Genomic DNA, 15509 nt, shown 5'->3' with positions numbered 1-15509 from the left:
GATATTTGCCCGATATAACGATCTGGAGACACATCATGTGGAAAATTTTTGCAGGCTTCCTCGTATTTGCAGCAGTGGCCTTGTTTGTCATTCTGAAGGCAGGCGACAAGGTGGACATGCAGGGCGAGGCAGGCCACGGCCTGCCCACCGATTCGGCCAAGCATGAGGAGCCCGCAGCGCCGGCCGCCCCCGGCGCCGCTCCTGCCGCCCCTGCCGCTCCCGCAGCGCCTGCCGAGCCGCAATCCAAGTAAGCTCGCTCGGGACAATGAAGCCGCACGGCCGACGCCGTGCGGCTTTTTTTCGTCCTTTGCCTCCGCCGGTTCGACCCGCTTCATGTCGCCCCTCAGTTGAATCAACTACAATACGATTCTTCTGAAATTCACAGCTTCGACATGCGCCGTTCTTCAAAAAGCTCTTCCAACAGACTGTCCGCAGACAGCCAACGCATGGTTTCGGCCGCGCAAGGCATGGTGCAATCCGCCAGCCGCGTCGAGGAGAGGCTGTGGGAACACGCGCTCGACTCGCTGCTGCACAAGACCCTCAAGGGCAGCCACCAGGAGTCGCTGGACGCCGCGCTGGACCACCTCTACCGCACCGACCTGGCCGCCTACGATGCACTGATGGAAGCGATCGAGGCCGGCAGCGAATCCTGCACCGTCGAACATGAAGGCGAAACCTGGCAGGTGCTGCTGATCGCCGCCCCCATTCTTGCCTGGACGCGATTCTCGATCGCTTCCGGTCCGATCGGCGAGGAGATGCGTACCACGCTGAACGCCCATCTGCACGGCCACCTGCTGGCCGATGGCGCCCGGCTGGCACTCGCCCCCACCCTGTATTCGATCGACCAGCTGCCGCGTACCCATGCCGAAACCTACAGCCTCGTCCACCGGATGGCGCAGGCTGCGGTCAAGGGCACCGCGCTGCGCGCGCCGGCCAGCGGCCAGGAAACGGCGCCCTTCCTCGCCGATACCCGTTACCTGCTGGCGGCGGTGGCGGCCCCGGCCGGCAAGCCGATGTTTGTCTGGCAGGCCGATCTCAACCCCGCCGGACGCGACCAGGCGCTGGAGCGCTGGCGCAAGCAGGCCGCGCCCAACATCGGCACCCTGCTGCCGGGCTGCGGCATCGAGCTGCTGATGCCCGAGGCCTACTACATCGCCTGCCGCGAGGCAGACCGGCAGATCCGCCCGATCTCCATCCGGGCCGCGGTGCACTTCCTGACGAATGCGATCGGCATCGATGCGAGCGGCCTGCGGGCGATCATCGGCGGATTCAGCGAGGACGGCGAGCGCGTGGACGAATACCGCGTCGGCTTCACCCTGCGGCAGAATCCGGAAGTGATCTACGGCGTGGTGTGGCCGCTGTACGGCCAGGAAGACGACGAGGAAACGGCCGCCAACAGTTTCGAGGGGCTGACCGCGCCGGAAGTGCTGGAGACCGAGCTGCGCACCCCGGTCGAGGAAATCGTCGCCCTGCTGCGCGCCTGCGGCGTCACCCATATCAAACGTCATACCGAGCATTTTCCGATGGAGTTTTGCGACGACTGCGGCGCACCGCTCTATCCGGATGCCGATGCAGAACTCGTGCATGCCGAAATGCCCGAGGACGTGCCGACCAGCACCGGGCATTTTCACTGACATCGAGAGGCGTCGCGGCGGCATCCACTGCAAAGCGGCGGCATGCCTTCTCGCCCGACTCGATGCGGTCCCGATCGCTGCGCGAGGGACGGATATCTTTTCGCACCGGCACCACTCACCGTTTTCTTTTTCAGAAACGGTCAGTATGCGATTTCCATTTCGAGTCCCCTCTCTGTTTACCGGTACTGCGGGCGCTTCGCGCCGCACGACCGGGCCGGGCAGCCCCGACAGCCAGAACGGACGAAACGCGCGATCGGCCGGCCCTTCGGGGACGACCAGTCGCGAAACCTGCGAGCAACGCACCCCACCCGGCCAGCGCAGATCCCCAACCGCCACCCTCATCCGCCGTTTTTTCGTCGGTGGCAGCACATCCTCTAGTCCGACTTCCCCTCGTTCAGAGATCTGCGAAACGGGGGCGCCGCGTGAGAAAGTCAAAGTCCGCCGAGCAGATATGAGCGGCCAGCTTCGCAATGCCTTGTCACTGCCTTCGCTCAGGTATGGACGGAATACGAGACCCGGCCCACAGACGCCTTCCGAACCGGTTCCTCACAACATCGACAACGGAGGCATTCCCCCCGGCCCCAGTGGCGAAGCGGCGGCACTGACTGCTCATCAGCGAGCCGCATTGACCGATGAGATTGGAACGGAATCACTGCCTACTCATCACCAGGCCCCGCCTACCGATGACACTGGAACGGAAGGGAACATCGTCTCTTCCGCGTCCACGCGACCCGTAAGAGACGATCCGGAGGATTTCGCGACGTTCCTGCAGCAATTGATGGGGAGTGAGGCACTTCCGGAAAGCGCGCGGCAAGCAGAGCCTGAAATCCCGAGGGCTGAAAGCTTTACCTTGCCGAGTGAGAGCAGCTGGCCCGACCGTGTTCACGCCGCCACCGAGGAACTTGAAAATCTGGTGCAACTGGCTCCGGGCCAGTCCGATGACAAAGGCATTCACTCGTCCAGATAAGCGCCCGCCCCGCCGGTGGGCCATCGGGCATACGGATGCCGCAGCAGACTGGAGTTGAAATACCGGGCGTCGTGCGTCACCTCCTCGTCCACCCAGTCCGGCCGCTCGAAGGCCTGGTCTTCCGAGGCGAGTTCGATCTCCGCCACGATCAGGCCCGCGTTCTCGCCGAGGAATTCGTCTACTTCCCAGGTCAGTCCACCGCAGGGGATGCGATAGCGGTACTTCTCGATGATCGGCCGCTCGCACAGGGTATCGAGGAAGACCTGTGCGTCGGCCAGCGGTATTGGATACTCCCACTCGCCGCGGCTCGCGCCGCTCGACTTGCCCTTGATGGTGAGACGCGCGGCGCCTCCTTCGATGCGCACCCTCACCACCCGCTCCGGGTGCGAGGACAGATAGCCCTGGCGCAGCAGCACGCCTGTGGCGAGCGTCTTCCACGCGTCGCCGCGCACGAGAAACTTTCGTTCGATTTCCACGCCCATCAGCGTCCCCTCTCCACCGCATCGAGCATCGGCTGCAGCAGTGCCGCGCCCAGCCGCGCGCTGCGCGCGCCGTTCCAGCCCGTGCGCGCATCGGGCAAGTCCGCATTGTCCTTGAATGGCATTTCCAGGGTCAGCGACACGCATTTGAAGGTGTGGCCGATGTACTTGGACGCGAGCTGCAGCATGTCCTGCTTGTATTTGCTCGCGTGATACCCGTGCCTGGTCTGGAAATCGGGACTGGCGCGCCGGAAGCTGTCGACGAAAGCCTGCTGCCGGGCGAGCTCCCCGTCGCTGAAGCCTTCCAGCATTTCGCAGCCGGCGACGAACACATAAGGCAGGCTCTCGTCGCCGTGAATATCGAGGAACAGGTCGCAGCCGGTCTCGTGCATCATATTGCGCACGGCGAAGACTTCCGGGCTGCGTTCGGGCGACGGCGACATCCACTCGCGATTGAGGTTGGCGCCGGCCGCATTCGTGCGCAGGTTGCCGCGCACCGAGCCGTCGGGATTCATGTTCGGCACGATGTATAGCGCCGCTCCCGCGAGCAGCTTTCGGGCGACCGGGTTGGCTTCGTCCAGCAATGCGTCGATCATCCCCTCCACCAGCCATTCCGCCATGGTTTCGCCGGGATGCTGACGCGCGATCACCCAGATCCTGAACGGGGCGCCGGCATCGCCGAGCAGGGCCAGGTTCATGTCCCTCCCGTCCACCGTGCCGCCGAGGTCGAGCAGCCTTCCCTGCGGGGAGGCATCGACCCTGGCCAGCAGCCGCAGATGCCGCTCCCAGGAGTACGGCTCGAAATAGGCGTAATAAACGCTGTCGCGCTCCGGCGCATGGCGGATTTCCAGCACCTTGCCGTCGTAGCTGGCCGGCACCCGGAACCAGTGCTCGAGGTCGTAGCTCGCACAGGCCGAATAATTTCGCCAGCCATCGGCGAAGGCCGCCTCGGCGGCATTAACGATGCGCATCGTGCACGGCTGTCCGCGCGCGCCCTGCAGCCGGTAGAAAAACCACTGGCGCACATCGGCGTGCGAATCCGGCCGCAGCGCCAGTGTGATGCTGTCGGGATGGTCGGCGCTCAGCACTTCGATGGCGCCTGCTTCGAAAGTGTCGCTGATCTTGATCGGCATGTTGATGTCCAGCTGTTGGCGGTCCGGCGCGCGCCGGTGCTATGCTCCGTTTCTCCATGAAACGAAGGTGAAGCCGATCATGTTACGCCGACTCCTGCTTTCCTGCGTGCTGCTGGTGGCCGGGACCCTTGCGCATGGCGCCGACTGGCCGTCGAGGCCGCTGCGCATCGTGGTGGCCGCGCCCGGCGGTTCCTCCCTCGACCTGATCGCGCGCGCGATCGGCGATCATCTGCGGGAGCGCTTCGGCCAGCCGGTCATCGTGGACAACCAGCCCGGGGCGTCGGGCACCATCGCCAGCGCCCAGGTCGTGCGCGCCGCAGCCGACGGCCACACGCTGCTGCTGTCCTTCAACGGCCCGCTCGCCTACACCCAGTTCCTCACCCGCCTGCCCTACGACCCGCAGCAAGACCTCGTGCCCGTGATACAGACGAGTGCGCAGCCGAACGTGCTCGTGGTCAGCGCCGGGCTGCCGGTGCGCACGGTCGCCGAGCTGATCCGCCATGCCAAGTCCAGACCCGGCCGGCTCAACTATGCCTCGGTCGGCAATGGCTCGTCCTCCCACCTGACGATGGAGCTGTTCAAGAGCATGACCGGCGCCTTCATCGTCCATATTCCCTATAACGGTGCCCCGCCCGCCGCGATGTCGGTCGCCGCCGGCGAAACCCAGGCGTTGTTCAGCGTGCCCGCCGCCGTCATGCCTCAGATCCGCGCCGGCAAGCTGCGCGCGCTCGCCGTCAGCAGCGCCAGCCGCTTCCCCCTGCTGCCCGACCTGCCCACCGTGGCCGAATCCGGACTGCCCGGCTTTGAGGCCATCACCTGGAACGGCCTGCTCGTCCCGCGCGGCACGCCGGCCGAGACCGTCCATCGCATCAATCAGGAAATCAATGCCATCCTCAGGCTGCCCGACGTGGCAGAGCGGCTGCAGCGCGCCGGCCTGATGCCGACCGGCGGCAGCCCCGCGGAATTCGCGTCCCTGATCGCATCGGATGCCCGGAAGTGGGCCGCCGTCATCAGGCGTACCGGCGCGACGCTCGACTGAATCTCTCATTGCGAGGCGATCTTCCGGAACAGCGCATGCAGCCGGTGCACCGCTTGCCCGCTTGCGGCAAAAGCCGCGGGATCCCGGTGCTGCAAGAGGTCCTCGAACCCTTCCAGCCCGACCTCGGGCGAATGTCGCTGAAATCCCATTGACCACTGCGGAAAAAGCCGGTTGCTGATCGGTGTGCGCGCCAGTTCGGTCACCTGTCGGTGCCGCCTGTCGGCGTGAATTTTCTCGAACAGGGCCTGGATCACGTGGTCATCGCCTTCGATGGTCTGGATGAAGCTGCCGCTCCTGTGCAGCAGCAGACCGGTCACCCCCGCGCGCCGATTGCGCTCACGGCAGAGATGAAGCAGCTCTGTGAGGGCAGCCTCGCTGAAGCTTTCGGCCTCCGCGCTGATGTAGGTAATCGAGAGCATTGCATATCCTCGTTGTGCCGGGATTTCGCCGAATGCCGGCCGGCGCCGCCGACCGAAGTCCGACCCTGCTCATGGAACGCCCGCGGCCTCCCGGCGCGTTTGCTCTGAATCAAACTTTCCAATAATTTCATTCTGCAAAGAAACGTCGTATGGCCGTCCTTCGGCTATTGTTTCTCAGCAATAAAACCTGGTCGACTCGCTCAGCCAGGACGACAAGTCGCCTCGCCAACCCGCCGGCCAAAAGCCCTGACCCATGTGGACGCACTACAAGCACCCTGAACCGCAGCGCCATGCGCCCCGCGCGCACGAGGAGCTGCCGTACCAGCCGATCATCGACGCGCTCACCGCGCATATCGCGCTGGTCGACCGCGCCGGCACCATCCTCGCGGTCAACAAGGCGTGGCGCCGCTTTTCAGACGCCAACGGCAACTGCCAGTCCACCTACGGCATCGGCACCAATTATCTGCGTCTGCTCGATGCCATACGCGACGCGCGCTTTCACGCGAGCGAGCACGACATCAGCATTGCAACCCGGGTGGCCGCAGGCCTGCGTCAGGTGCTCAACGGGGAGTCGGACAAATTCCAGCTCGAGTACCCCTGCGATTCACCGACCGAGCGGCACTGGTTCCTGTTGACGATTTCGCCCTTTCCAGGCCACGACGCGGTCAGTGCGATCGTCGCGCATGAAGACCTGACGCCTCTCATGCTCGCCAATGAAAAGGCGCTGGATCAGAGCCAGCGGCTGTCATCGTCCTTCGGCAACACGGTAGAAGCCATTGCACGCGCTGTGGAAATGCGCGACCCCTACACGGCCGGGCACCAGACCCAGGTCTCACGCCTGTGCGATGTGATCGGCGCGCGCCTCGGCCTGGACGAAGACCGCCGGCGCGGATTGCAGCTCGGCTCCAGCATTCACGACATCGGCAAGATCGGCGTTCCCATCGAGATCCTCGGCAAGCCCGGGCGCCTGAGCAGTCCCGAGGTGGAGATCACCCGCAATCATCCGCAGACAGGTTATGAAATCCTCAAGGGGATCGAATTCCCGTGGCCGATTGCGGAAATGGTGTGGCAGCACCATGAGCGGCTCGACGGCAGCGGCTACCCTCGCCGCTTGCAGGCCGCCCGGATCTGTCTGGAAGCACGAATCATCGCCGTCGCCGATGTCTTCGACGCCATCACCGCGCACCGTCCCTACCGTCCGGCACGCAGCACGGACGAGGGTGTGCGCGAACTCATCGACGGCCGCGGGACGCTGTACGACGCCGACGTCGTCGACGCCCTGCTCGACCATCTCTCCGGCCCCGCCCCCGCCGGCGCACCACAAGACCACACAGCAAAAAATTCTGACGGCGGCAGTCCGCACGCAACAGTGTCGGATGCCGCGACATCAACCATGCATACGGGAGAAACGACATGACCCAGGAAGAACACAAATCCCCCTTCGTCATCGAATGGCGGAAGGGATTCTCGGTAAGCATTCCCGAGGTGGACGAAGAACATCAGCATCTGTTCGCGCTCGTCAAGGCGCTCGATCTCGCAACGGTCGAGCACACGGTGGAAGAGCTGCTGGACTATGTCGTCGTCCACTTCACGAACGAGCAGGCGCTGATGGAAAAGAGCGGATACCCGGCCTTCGAGCAGCATCTCAAGCTGCACGAAGAGTTCGCCGCACACGTCGCGGATTTCCTCGGCAGCGGGGACGCATGGACTGAAGAACGGGTGCAGGAGTTGCGTCGCTTCCTGAACAAGTGGCTGATCGGGCACATCATGACCCATGACCTGCGGTTCGGAAAATGGTATTTGGAGCATGCCGGGCAGGCACAGCCCCAGCCGGTCGCAGTACCCGGGCCAGTCCCGGTCGCGGCGGCCGTGGTCGCCCAGGCGCAGCCGCAGAGGAAGGGATTGCTGGCCAAACTGCTCGGCCTGTAGGCATTCGCGGCGCGTTTTTTCGGCCTTTGGCGCGCCGGGGCAAGTGGACAGGATTGGCAATTCCGTTTCCTCTGCTATAATTGCCGGCTCGTCGGGGCGTAGCGCAGCCTGGTAGCGCACTTGCATGGGGTGCAAGGGGTCGCGAGTTCGAATCCCGCCGCCCCGACCATTAGTTAAGAAGTCAAAAAAGCCGCCATGTGCGGCTTTTTTCTTTTATACAATATCGCTCTGCTGTGACAAGCCTCGCCGCACGAGAGGCTTCCTACATATGTTGAATCGAATTCCCGGCACCTCGTCGAGCCGCCTGGCACTGTCCATCTGCATACTTCTTGCGCTGCCATTACTCATGGCGTTTCCAAGGACTGCCGGCTCGCTCATGGGCGTTCTTGCACTCGCAGGACTGGCGGCACTGGCCACGGAACGCCGGTTCAGGTTCATCGACTGGCATTTCCTGGCGTTCTGCATGATTCTGCCGGCGGCCTACATGTGGAACATGATGATCACAGGCTGGGAGACGGACATCCTCGACAGGCCCATCCATCTCTTCGCAGGCTTTCTGATCTATTGCCTGATCGGCCGCATCGGCCTTCATCGCAACACGCTCTTTTATGCCGCTCTTCTTGGCGCGTTCACGGCACTCGGCATCGCGGTCTATGAAGGCGTCTATCTCGGCAATGCACGGGTCTTCGGTCTCGGAAACCGGTGGAACGCCGTACCCTTTGGTAACTTCTCCCTGATTGTCGGCTTTTTCTGTGTTGCCGCCGCCGGACTGGTTCCACGGGGACTGGAAGCCCCGGCCCCGCGCCGCTTGCATCTGCTGCTGTCATTCGCCGGCGTTGTCGCCGGCCTGACCGCTTCCCTGCTCTCCGGAACCCGTGGCGGGTGGGTTGCCATTCCGCTGCTCGTATTGCTCTGCGTTTTCCTGAACGACCAGCTGAGCAGGAGATCGCGGGGACTGGCACTGATCGTGATCCTCGGGGTCGTGACCGTATTCTTTTCCACTTCCGACCGCATGCATTCGCGCGTCAGCGAGGCACAGGCGCAAATTACCCAGTTCATCGCGGCGCCAGACGATCCGAAATCGCATGCGGCGCCGGTGGGGGTACGGCTCGGCATGTGGTACTGGGGGATCAAGAAGTTCATGGAACACCCGCTCACGGGCATGGGACTTTCAGCCTATGAGGAGGAGCGGAAAGCGGCGGTGGATTCCGGCGAACTGCCGCCGGACTTCATCGGTTACGCAAACCTGCACAATGAGATCATTACCAGCCTGGCCCTGGGTGGTCTGCCTTCGGCGCTCGCGGTGATCGCGTTCTGGATCATCGGGTGGCGCTTTTTCCATGCGCATCTGAAGGCGGGCAACCAGGAAGAACACTACTTCGCGCTTTGCGGCCTGTTGGTGCTGGTCGGCACGGCCGTGTTCGCCATGACGGAAGGCTTGTTCGGAACCAGTCCGGGAACCAAGGCACTGGTGTTATGCCTGGCCGTCCCGGCCGGCGCCATCCGCTACTGCGAGAGAATGCGGACAGCGCCGGTTTGCAGCGGCAGCGCTGAGCAGCAGCCGGCAACATAGTCATCATGCAAAAAACCCTAGTAGTCCACCACCACAGTGGAATTGGCGACCTGGTCTGGCATATTCCTTATTTCCGGGCGATTGCCGCGACCAGCCACGATGGCAAGGTGACGGTCATGGCGAAGCCCTCATGTCGCGCCGCGGATCTCCTGTCGGGCAAGCCATGGGTCGAGAACGTCATCGAGTTCGATCACCGTCCTCGCGACAAGACGAAAAAAGGAAAGCACAGCAGCCTTCTCGCTCAAACCCGACTCTGTCTCGATCTGAAGAAGCAGAACTTCGACCGGATGATCATCTTCTCCGGCCGGGTACGGTACGCGATCATAGGCCTGCTTGCCGGCATTCCGGTGCGCGCCGGGTTCGGTTTCAGCGCAGCGCAGAGATTATTCCTCAACTGCCCTCCTTACATCGAGCGCTACCGGGGGCAAGGGAGCTGGGTCTATCCGGAAGCGACGGACTTCGCCGTCGCGCATGGCTTTGTCGATGCGCCGCTGGTCCCCAAGTTCACGGTTCCCGGAGCCTTACTGGATGAGGCGGGCGACAAGCTGGCGCATCTGCAGCGACCGCTGTATGCGCTTGCCGTCGGTGCGTCGAAGCCGGAAAAAAATTGGGGGATGGAGAATTTCGCCAGACTCACCAGGCGACTGCTGGAAGACGGCGGGAGCGTACTGGTCATGGGCGGGCCCAGTGAAAGACAGGAGGCGGAGCAGTGCTTTTCGCAGCTCTCCGACGAGTATGCGGATCGGGTGGTCGTCATGTGCCAGTCGTCCGTCCTGAAGTCGGCCGCGGCGCTGAGCCTGTGCGACTACTGCATCGGCAACGACACAGGCATATTGAATATCGCGGCGGCGGTGAATGTGCATGCACTCGGACTGTTCGGCACGACCCGCCCGCTTGGTCACGACCCCCTCTTGCAGGGCATTGCCGGGAATGGCATGGAAAACATCACGGTGGATGCCGTGTGGCAGCGATTGCGCGAACTGCGCAAATGACGACTGCGGGGCGCCGGTCGACGGCGTTCCGATCGCGGTGGCGCCGTATCCGGGCAATCCGGCACTCAGGCGAACCGTTGCGGCGTTGCCGCGCAACTTGCCGCACTTCAGCACATTGACCGATTCCTGCTCTATCCTTCCTGCTTGGCGTAGCGCAAGCTTGCCGACCAAGAAAAGGAAGATCAATGACAAAAACAAGTGCCCTTACCCTGGCCGCTCCACTCACGCGGGCCACATTCCCGTCGCTCGCCATGGCGGCGGCCTTCTGCGCGGTCGCCGGCACCGTTGGAGACGCCGCCGCTGAAACACTGCCGCTATGGGAAGTCGGCGCGGGCGTCGGCGCGCTGGTTCTGCCGGAATACCGGGGCTCCGACCAGGAGCGGGCTTTCGTTCTGCCGACGCCCTACTTCGTCTATCGCGGCGAACACCTGAAGGCGGATCGCAATGGCGTGCGCGCCGAGCTGCTGGACTCGGAGCGGGTCGACATCAGTCTCAGCCTGAATGCGACGCTGCCGGTGAGCAGCGATGACAATGAAGCCCGGCGCGGCATGCCGGATCTGCGGCCGACCGTGGAGATGGGCGGCAATGCGAGCATCAACCTGTGGAAGTCGGCAAACGGCAAGACCCGGCTGGACCTGCGGCTGCCGCTGCGGGCGGCGGTGACGGTCGAATCCTCGCCCAAGCACATCGGCTGGGTGTTTTCCCCGAATCTCAATATCGACATCGAAGACCCGGCCGGTTTCTCGGGCTGGCGGCTCGGCATGCTGGCGGGGCCGCTGTTCAGCACGCGCAAGTACAACGCCTACTTCTATTCGGTCAGCCCGGCGCAGGCGCTGCCGGACCGGCCCGCCTATTCGGCATCCGGCGGCTATTCGGGGACGCAGTTCACCACCGCCTTGTCGAAGCGCTTTCCGCGCTACTGGGTCGGCGCCTTCCTGCGCTATGACAACCTGAGGGGCGCCTCCTTCGAGGACAGTCCGCTGGTGCTGAAGCACCAGTCGGTGGCGGCGGGCGTGGCGATCAACTGGATATTCGGCGAGTCCTCGCAGCGGGTCGAGGCCGACGAGTAAGGCACGTTCTGTCCCGTTGTTTGGCCGAAAAACCCCTGCTGTTAACAGGGGGAAAATGATAAAGTGACGGCCGTTTCAACACTGATCGGTTCCGTATGAATGCTCGTGCAGTTCCCCCTGTCGACGCCGACGAATGCGATGTGTTCGTCATCGGCGGCGGCCCGGCCGGTTCCACCGCGGCCGCCCTGCTGGCGCAAAAAGGCTTTCGCGTCACGCTGGTCGAAAAGGCAAGACATCCCCGCTTCCATATCGGCGAGTCGCTGCTGCCGGCGAACCTGCCCTTGCTGGAGAAACTCGGGGTGGCGGACGAGGTGCGCGCGATCGGCATGGAAAAATGGGCAGCGGAATTCGTCTCGCCATGGCATGAGCACAAGCAGGTTTTCCATTTCGGCGAGGCGATCGACAAGTCCATGCCCTACGCCTACCAGGTGCAGCGCGCGGAGTTCGACGAGATCCTGATCCGCAATGCCCAGCGCAAGGGCGCGCGGGTGATCGAAGGCTGCCGGGTGACGGATGTGCAGTTCCTGCCGAACGACGAAGGCGCGATCGCCCAGACCCAGTCGGACGACGGCATGACCAAGACATGGCGGGCGCGCTTCGTGCTGGATGCCTCGGGCCGCGACACCTTTCTCGGCAACCGCTTCAAGGCCAAGGAACGCAACGAGAAGCACAACAGCACCGCGCTGTATGCGCATTTCGAGAATGTGCAGCGCAACGAGGGCAAGGCCGAAGGCAATATCACGATCTACTGGTTCGAGCACGGCTGGTTCTGGTGCATTCCGCTGATGAACGGGCGAACCAGCATCGGCGCGGTGACCTGGCCCTACTACCTGAAGACCCGCAAGAAGCCGCTCGAGGAATTCCTGCTCGACACCATCGCGCTCTGCCCCAAGCTGAGCGAGAGGTTGCGCGGCGCGCGCATCGTGGCGAACGTGGAAGCCACCGGCAACTACTCCTATACCTGCAATCACACGCACGGCGGGAATTACCTGCTGCTGGGCGATGCCTACGCCTTCATCGATCCGGTGTTCTCGTCGGGCGTGATGCTGGCGATGAACAGCGCCTTCGTCGGCGCGGACACGGTGGAAGCCTGCCTGCGCCGTCCAGCCGAGGCACCACGCGCGCTGCGCCAGTTCGACCGCATGATGCGCGTCGGGCCGAAACGCTTCTCCTGGTTCATCTATCGCGTGACGAACCCGACCATGCGCAATCTGTTCATGGGTCCGCGCAACCTGTTGCGGATGCAGGAAGGGCTGCTGTCGGTGCTCGCCGGCGACGTGTTCGGCAAGACGCCGATCCGCCTGCCGCTCTTCGCATTCAAGTGCGTGTATTACACCATCTCGCTACTGAATCTGAAGCGCACGGTGACGGCATGGCGCCATCGCAGAAACAATATCCGCAGCGTCGATGCGGTGAGCGGGAGCATGAATTGATCGATGTCGCGCCGGCGCCCCTGAAGTGCGCCTATCTCAGGCTGGACCGCGCCACTCCGCTTGCCTCCGCATCGCAGTCCGAACTGCTCGGCGCGATGTGCTTCGGCGCCGCTCCAGTGACGGCCGCCCTGCCCGCCGGCGCACCGCTGGTGCGGGTGCCGATGCCGGCGCTGGCGGCGGCCGGCGCCGAAGACTGCGCGAGCGAGATCTGGTGCGGCAAAGGCGAGGTCCGCTACGGCACGCGCGGACCGCTGGCCTTCGGCTACAACCGCGACCTGCTGTTCGGCGCCGTGCAGCTGCACGAGACGTCGTTCGACACGGCCGCGGCCGCGCGCGCGGGCAAGACGCCGCTGCAGCTGGCATCCGAGGCAGCCTACACGGCAGTGTTCAGCCTGCTCGACGAACTGGCATTCCCGCATGTTCTCAGGTTCTGGAATTACATCGCCGACATCAACGCCGAGTCGCACGGCATGGAACGCTACCGGCAGTTCAACATGGGACGCCAGGACGGCTTTCTGGCGAGCGGCCGCGCGGTCCGGGGCGAAGTGGTCCCGGCGGCGTCGGCCGTCGGCTGCGATCCGGGACCGCTGACGGTCTACTTCCTCGCGGGCCGGGGCCAGCGCCCGCTCGCCATCGAGAATCCGCGCCAGGTCAGCGCCTACGACTACCCGTCGCAGTACGGGCCGCGCGCGCCGACCTTTTCGCGCGCCAGCGTGGCCAGGCTGGGCGAAGCCGATGTGCTGTTCCTGTCGGGGACGGCGAGCATCGTCGGCCATCAGTCGCTGCACGTCGGCGATGTCGCGGCCCAGGTGCGCGAGACGCTGGCCAATATCGACGCCATGGTCCGCGAGGCGAACCGCGCGGCGCCGCAGGCCGGCTTCACGATGGAGGCGCTGTGCTACAAGGTCTATGTGCGCCGCGCGTCGGATGTGCCGGTGATCGCGCGCGAACTGCGCGCCGCCCTGCCGGCGTCGACGCGCATCCTGTACCTGCGCGCCGACATCTGCCGGCAGGACCTGCTGGTGGAGATCGAGGCCACGGCCGGCCATCCGATGCAGTTCATGGCCGATGAATGATGCAGCCGCGTGATGCCGGTCCCGCCCGTGTTGTTTTGGAAGCCGCAGCGGGTGCGCGGCTTTCCGGGCGCGTGCGCATCCCTTATCATGGCTGCGGGTGCTGTCCGGACTTCCGACGGCGCCCGCAGGCTGTCCCCGGTCGGAAGAACCAGGTAACAAAGCGATGAAGTTCCTATCCCGCGCCTTTTTCTGCCTCTACGACTTTGTCGTGTTCTATCTCGGGGTGCTGGCCTTCGGCCTCCTGGCCCTGGCCTGGACGCTGGCGGCGGTCGTGCTGTATCCGGTGCTGCCGCGCGCCATCGGCCGCCGTGTCGGGCGCGCCGCGATCATGCTTGCCTTCCGCGGCTTCCTCGCCTTCCTGCAGGCGTCGGGTCGGTTCCGCTTCGATCTGCGCTCCCTGGACACGCTCAAGCATGAGGACTCCCTGATCATCGCGCCGAATCATCCTTCCCTCTGGGACGCGGTGCTGGTGGTGTCGCGCCTGCCCGACGTCGCGTGCGTGATGAAGGCCGCGGTCATCAACAATATCTTCCTCGGCGCGGGGGCGCGGCTGGCGCGCTACATCCGCAACGGCTCCCTGCGCCAGATGATCAGTCTGGCGGTCGCGGAGCTCAAGCGCGGCGACCGCATCCTGCTGTTCCCGGAAGGCACCCGCACCGTGCGCCGGCCCGTCAATCCGCTCACCGGCAGCATAGGCGTGATCGCCTGCCGTTCGGGCGCCGCGGTGCAGACCGTCATCATCGAGACCGACTCGCCCTTCCTGACCAAGGGCTGGCCGGTCTGGAAAAAACCGCCCCTTCCCATGCATTACCGGGTCCGCCTCGGCGAGCGCTTCGAGGCCGGCGCCGACAGCGCTGCCCTGGTGGCAAGGCTCGAACACTATTTCATGGAGCAGACCATCGAGTGCGGCGGCATCCCGTGCGCGCCGGCCCCGGCCGCGGCCCCGGGCACGGATGTCGCGGACGCCGCGGTCGAGGTCCTGCCCGATGTCCGACACTCCTGATGAACACAGCATCCACCACCCACCTTGTCCTGATCCCGAGCTATAACCCGGGACCGAAGGTCTTCGAAACGATCAATGCCGCGCGCGCCGTGTGGAATCCGGTCTGGGTCGTCGTCGACGGCAGTACCGACGGCACCGCCGAAAAGCTCGCCAGCATCGCGCAAGCCGATCCCGGCCTGCGCGTGATCGTGCTGCCGCAGAACATGGGCAAGGGCGCGGCCGTGCTGCACGGCCTGGACGTGGCGGCGGCCGAGGGATTCACGCATGCCCTGACGATGGACTCCGACGGCCAGCATCCGGCCGCGCTGATTCCGGCGTTCATGGCGCAGTCGCAGCGTCAGCCCGGCGCGATGGTGCTCGGCAAGCCGGTATTCGATGCGAGCGCGCCGGCGCTGCGGGTGAAGGGGCGGCAGATCTCGAACTGGTGGGCCAATCTCGAAACCCTGTGGGCGGGCATCGGCGATTCGCTGTTCGGTTTCCGCGTCTATCCGATCGAACCGCTGCGAGCGGTGATGCGCAATCAGCGCTGGATGCGCCGCTTCGACTTCGATCCGGAGGCGGTGGTGCGCCTGTGCTGGCGCGGGGTCAGGCCGGTCAACGTCGACGCCCCGGTGCAGTACTTCAGCAGCGAGGAAGGCGGCGTCTCCCATTTCCGCTACCTGCGCGACAACGCCCTGCTCACCTGGATGCACACCCGCCTGTTCTTCGGATTTGCGGTGCGCCTGCCGCTGCTGGCCCTGCGCAAGCTGCGCTGAACGGCGC

The 15509-nt window shown here is 64.5% G+C and carries 15 protein-coding genes and 1 tRNA gene; 13 read left to right on the top strand and 3 right to left on the bottom strand.

Going from position 1 to position 15509, the window contains the following annotated elements:
* Positions 1 to 35: 35 nt before the first annotated feature.
* Positions 36 to 251, top strand: a complete 216-nt coding sequence (locus NCCP691_RS13155) for a hypothetical protein (RefSeq protein WP_220809002.1) — start codon at positions 36 to 38, stop codon at positions 249 to 251.
* 141 nt (positions 252 to 392) lie between these two features.
* Positions 393 to 1634, top strand: a complete 1242-nt coding sequence (locus NCCP691_RS13150) for a DUF2863 family protein (RefSeq protein ID WP_220809001.1) — start codon at positions 393 to 395, stop codon at positions 1632 to 1634.
* A gap of 951 nt (positions 1635 to 2585) precedes the next feature.
* On the opposite strand, the gene NCCP691_RS13145 is transcribed toward NCCP691_RS13150, so the two are convergent.
* Positions 2586 to 3083: a CYTH domain-containing protein gene (locus NCCP691_RS13145; RefSeq protein WP_220809000.1), complete on the bottom strand. Its 498-nt coding sequence runs from the start codon at positions 3081 to 3083 to the stop codon at positions 2586 to 2588.
* Complete coding sequence (locus tag NCCP691_RS13140) at positions 3083 to 4213, bottom strand: M14 family metallopeptidase (protein ID WP_220808998.1); 1131 nt, start codon at positions 4211 to 4213, stop codon at positions 3083 to 3085. The genes NCCP691_RS13145 and NCCP691_RS13140 overlap by 1 nt, the downstream gene beginning before the upstream one ends.
* Before the next feature lie 79 nt (positions 4214 to 4292).
* On the opposite strand from NCCP691_RS13140, the gene NCCP691_RS13135 reads away from it, so the two are divergent.
* The gene (locus NCCP691_RS13135) at positions 4293 to 5252 is read left to right on the top strand and encodes a Bug family tripartite tricarboxylate transporter substrate binding protein (protein WP_220808996.1); all 960 of its coding nucleotides are present in this window, start codon (positions 4293 to 4295) and stop codon (positions 5250 to 5252) included.
* A 5-nt stretch (positions 5253 to 5257) separates the two neighbouring features.
* Here the strand turns inward: NCCP691_RS13135 and NCCP691_RS13130 are convergent, their stop codons facing one another.
* Entirely contained in the window at positions 5258 to 5671 is a 414-nt protein-coding gene (locus tag NCCP691_RS13130) for a BLUF domain-containing protein (RefSeq protein WP_220808994.1), read from the bottom strand.
* A 253-nt stretch (positions 5672 to 5924) separates the two neighbouring features.
* Here NCCP691_RS13130 and NCCP691_RS13125 point away from each other — a divergent pair, with 253 nt between their 5' ends.
* From NCCP691_RS13125 to NCCP691_RS13080, 10 genes are all read left to right on the top strand, one after another.
* Positions 5925 to 7088 (top strand): HD-GYP domain-containing protein, encoded by a 1164-nt coding sequence (locus NCCP691_RS13125; protein WP_220808992.1) that lies wholly within the window; start codon positions 5925 to 5927, stop codon positions 7086 to 7088.
* The gene (locus NCCP691_RS13120; protein WP_220808991.1) at positions 7085 to 7600 is read left to right on the top strand and encodes a bacteriohemerythrin; all 516 of its coding nucleotides are present in this window, start codon (positions 7085 to 7087) and stop codon (positions 7598 to 7600) included. The genes NCCP691_RS13125 and NCCP691_RS13120 overlap by 4 nt, the downstream gene beginning before the upstream one ends.
* A gap of 92 nt (positions 7601 to 7692) precedes the next feature.
* A tRNA-Pro gene (locus tag NCCP691_RS13115) sits at positions 7693 to 7769 on the top strand.
* Positions 7770 to 7868: 99 nt separating this feature from the next.
* Entirely contained in the window at positions 7869 to 9173 is a 1305-nt protein-coding gene (locus NCCP691_RS13110; protein ID WP_220808989.1) for an O-antigen ligase family protein, read from the top strand.
* Between the two features lie 5 nt (positions 9174 to 9178).
* Positions 9179 to 10165, top strand: coding sequence for a glycosyltransferase family 9 protein (locus tag NCCP691_RS13105; RefSeq protein ID WP_220808988.1), 987 nt, complete (start codon positions 9179 to 9181; stop codon positions 10163 to 10165).
* A gap of 185 nt (positions 10166 to 10350) precedes the next feature.
* Positions 10351 to 11235, top strand: coding sequence for a MipA/OmpV family protein (locus tag NCCP691_RS13100; RefSeq protein WP_220808986.1), 885 nt, complete (start codon positions 10351 to 10353; stop codon positions 11233 to 11235).
* Between the two features lie 95 nt (positions 11236 to 11330).
* Entirely contained in the window at positions 11331 to 12668 is a 1338-nt protein-coding gene (locus NCCP691_RS13095; protein ID WP_220808984.1) for an NAD(P)/FAD-dependent oxidoreductase, read from the top strand.
* Positions 12665 to 13744 carry a chorismate transformation FkbO/Hyg5 family protein gene (locus tag NCCP691_RS13090; protein ID WP_238482422.1) on the top strand — a complete coding sequence of 360 codons (1080 nt, stop codon included), beginning with the start codon at positions 12665 to 12667 and terminating at the stop codon, positions 13742 to 13744. Before NCCP691_RS13095 ends, NCCP691_RS13090 begins: the two co-directional genes overlap by 4 nt.
* 163 nt (positions 13745 to 13907) lie before the next feature.
* On the top strand, positions 13908 to 14747 hold the full coding sequence (locus tag NCCP691_RS13085) for a lysophospholipid acyltransferase family protein (RefSeq protein WP_220808982.1): 840 nt from the start codon (positions 13908 to 13910) through the stop codon (positions 14745 to 14747).
* Entirely contained in the window at positions 14747 to 15502 is a 756-nt protein-coding gene (locus NCCP691_RS13080) for a glycosyltransferase family 2 protein (protein WP_220808980.1), read from the top strand. The genes NCCP691_RS13085 and NCCP691_RS13080 overlap by 1 nt, the downstream gene beginning before the upstream one ends.
* The last annotated feature ends 7 nt before the right edge of the window (positions 15503 to 15509 follow it).

The organism is Noviherbaspirillum aridicola, assembly GCF_019656455.1.
Classification (GTDB): Bacteria; Pseudomonadota; Gammaproteobacteria; order Burkholderiales; family Burkholderiaceae_D; genus Noviherbaspirillum; species Noviherbaspirillum aridicola.
Note: the sequence above shows the minus strand (reverse complement) of the source record. Positions and strands in the feature narration are given on the sequence as shown.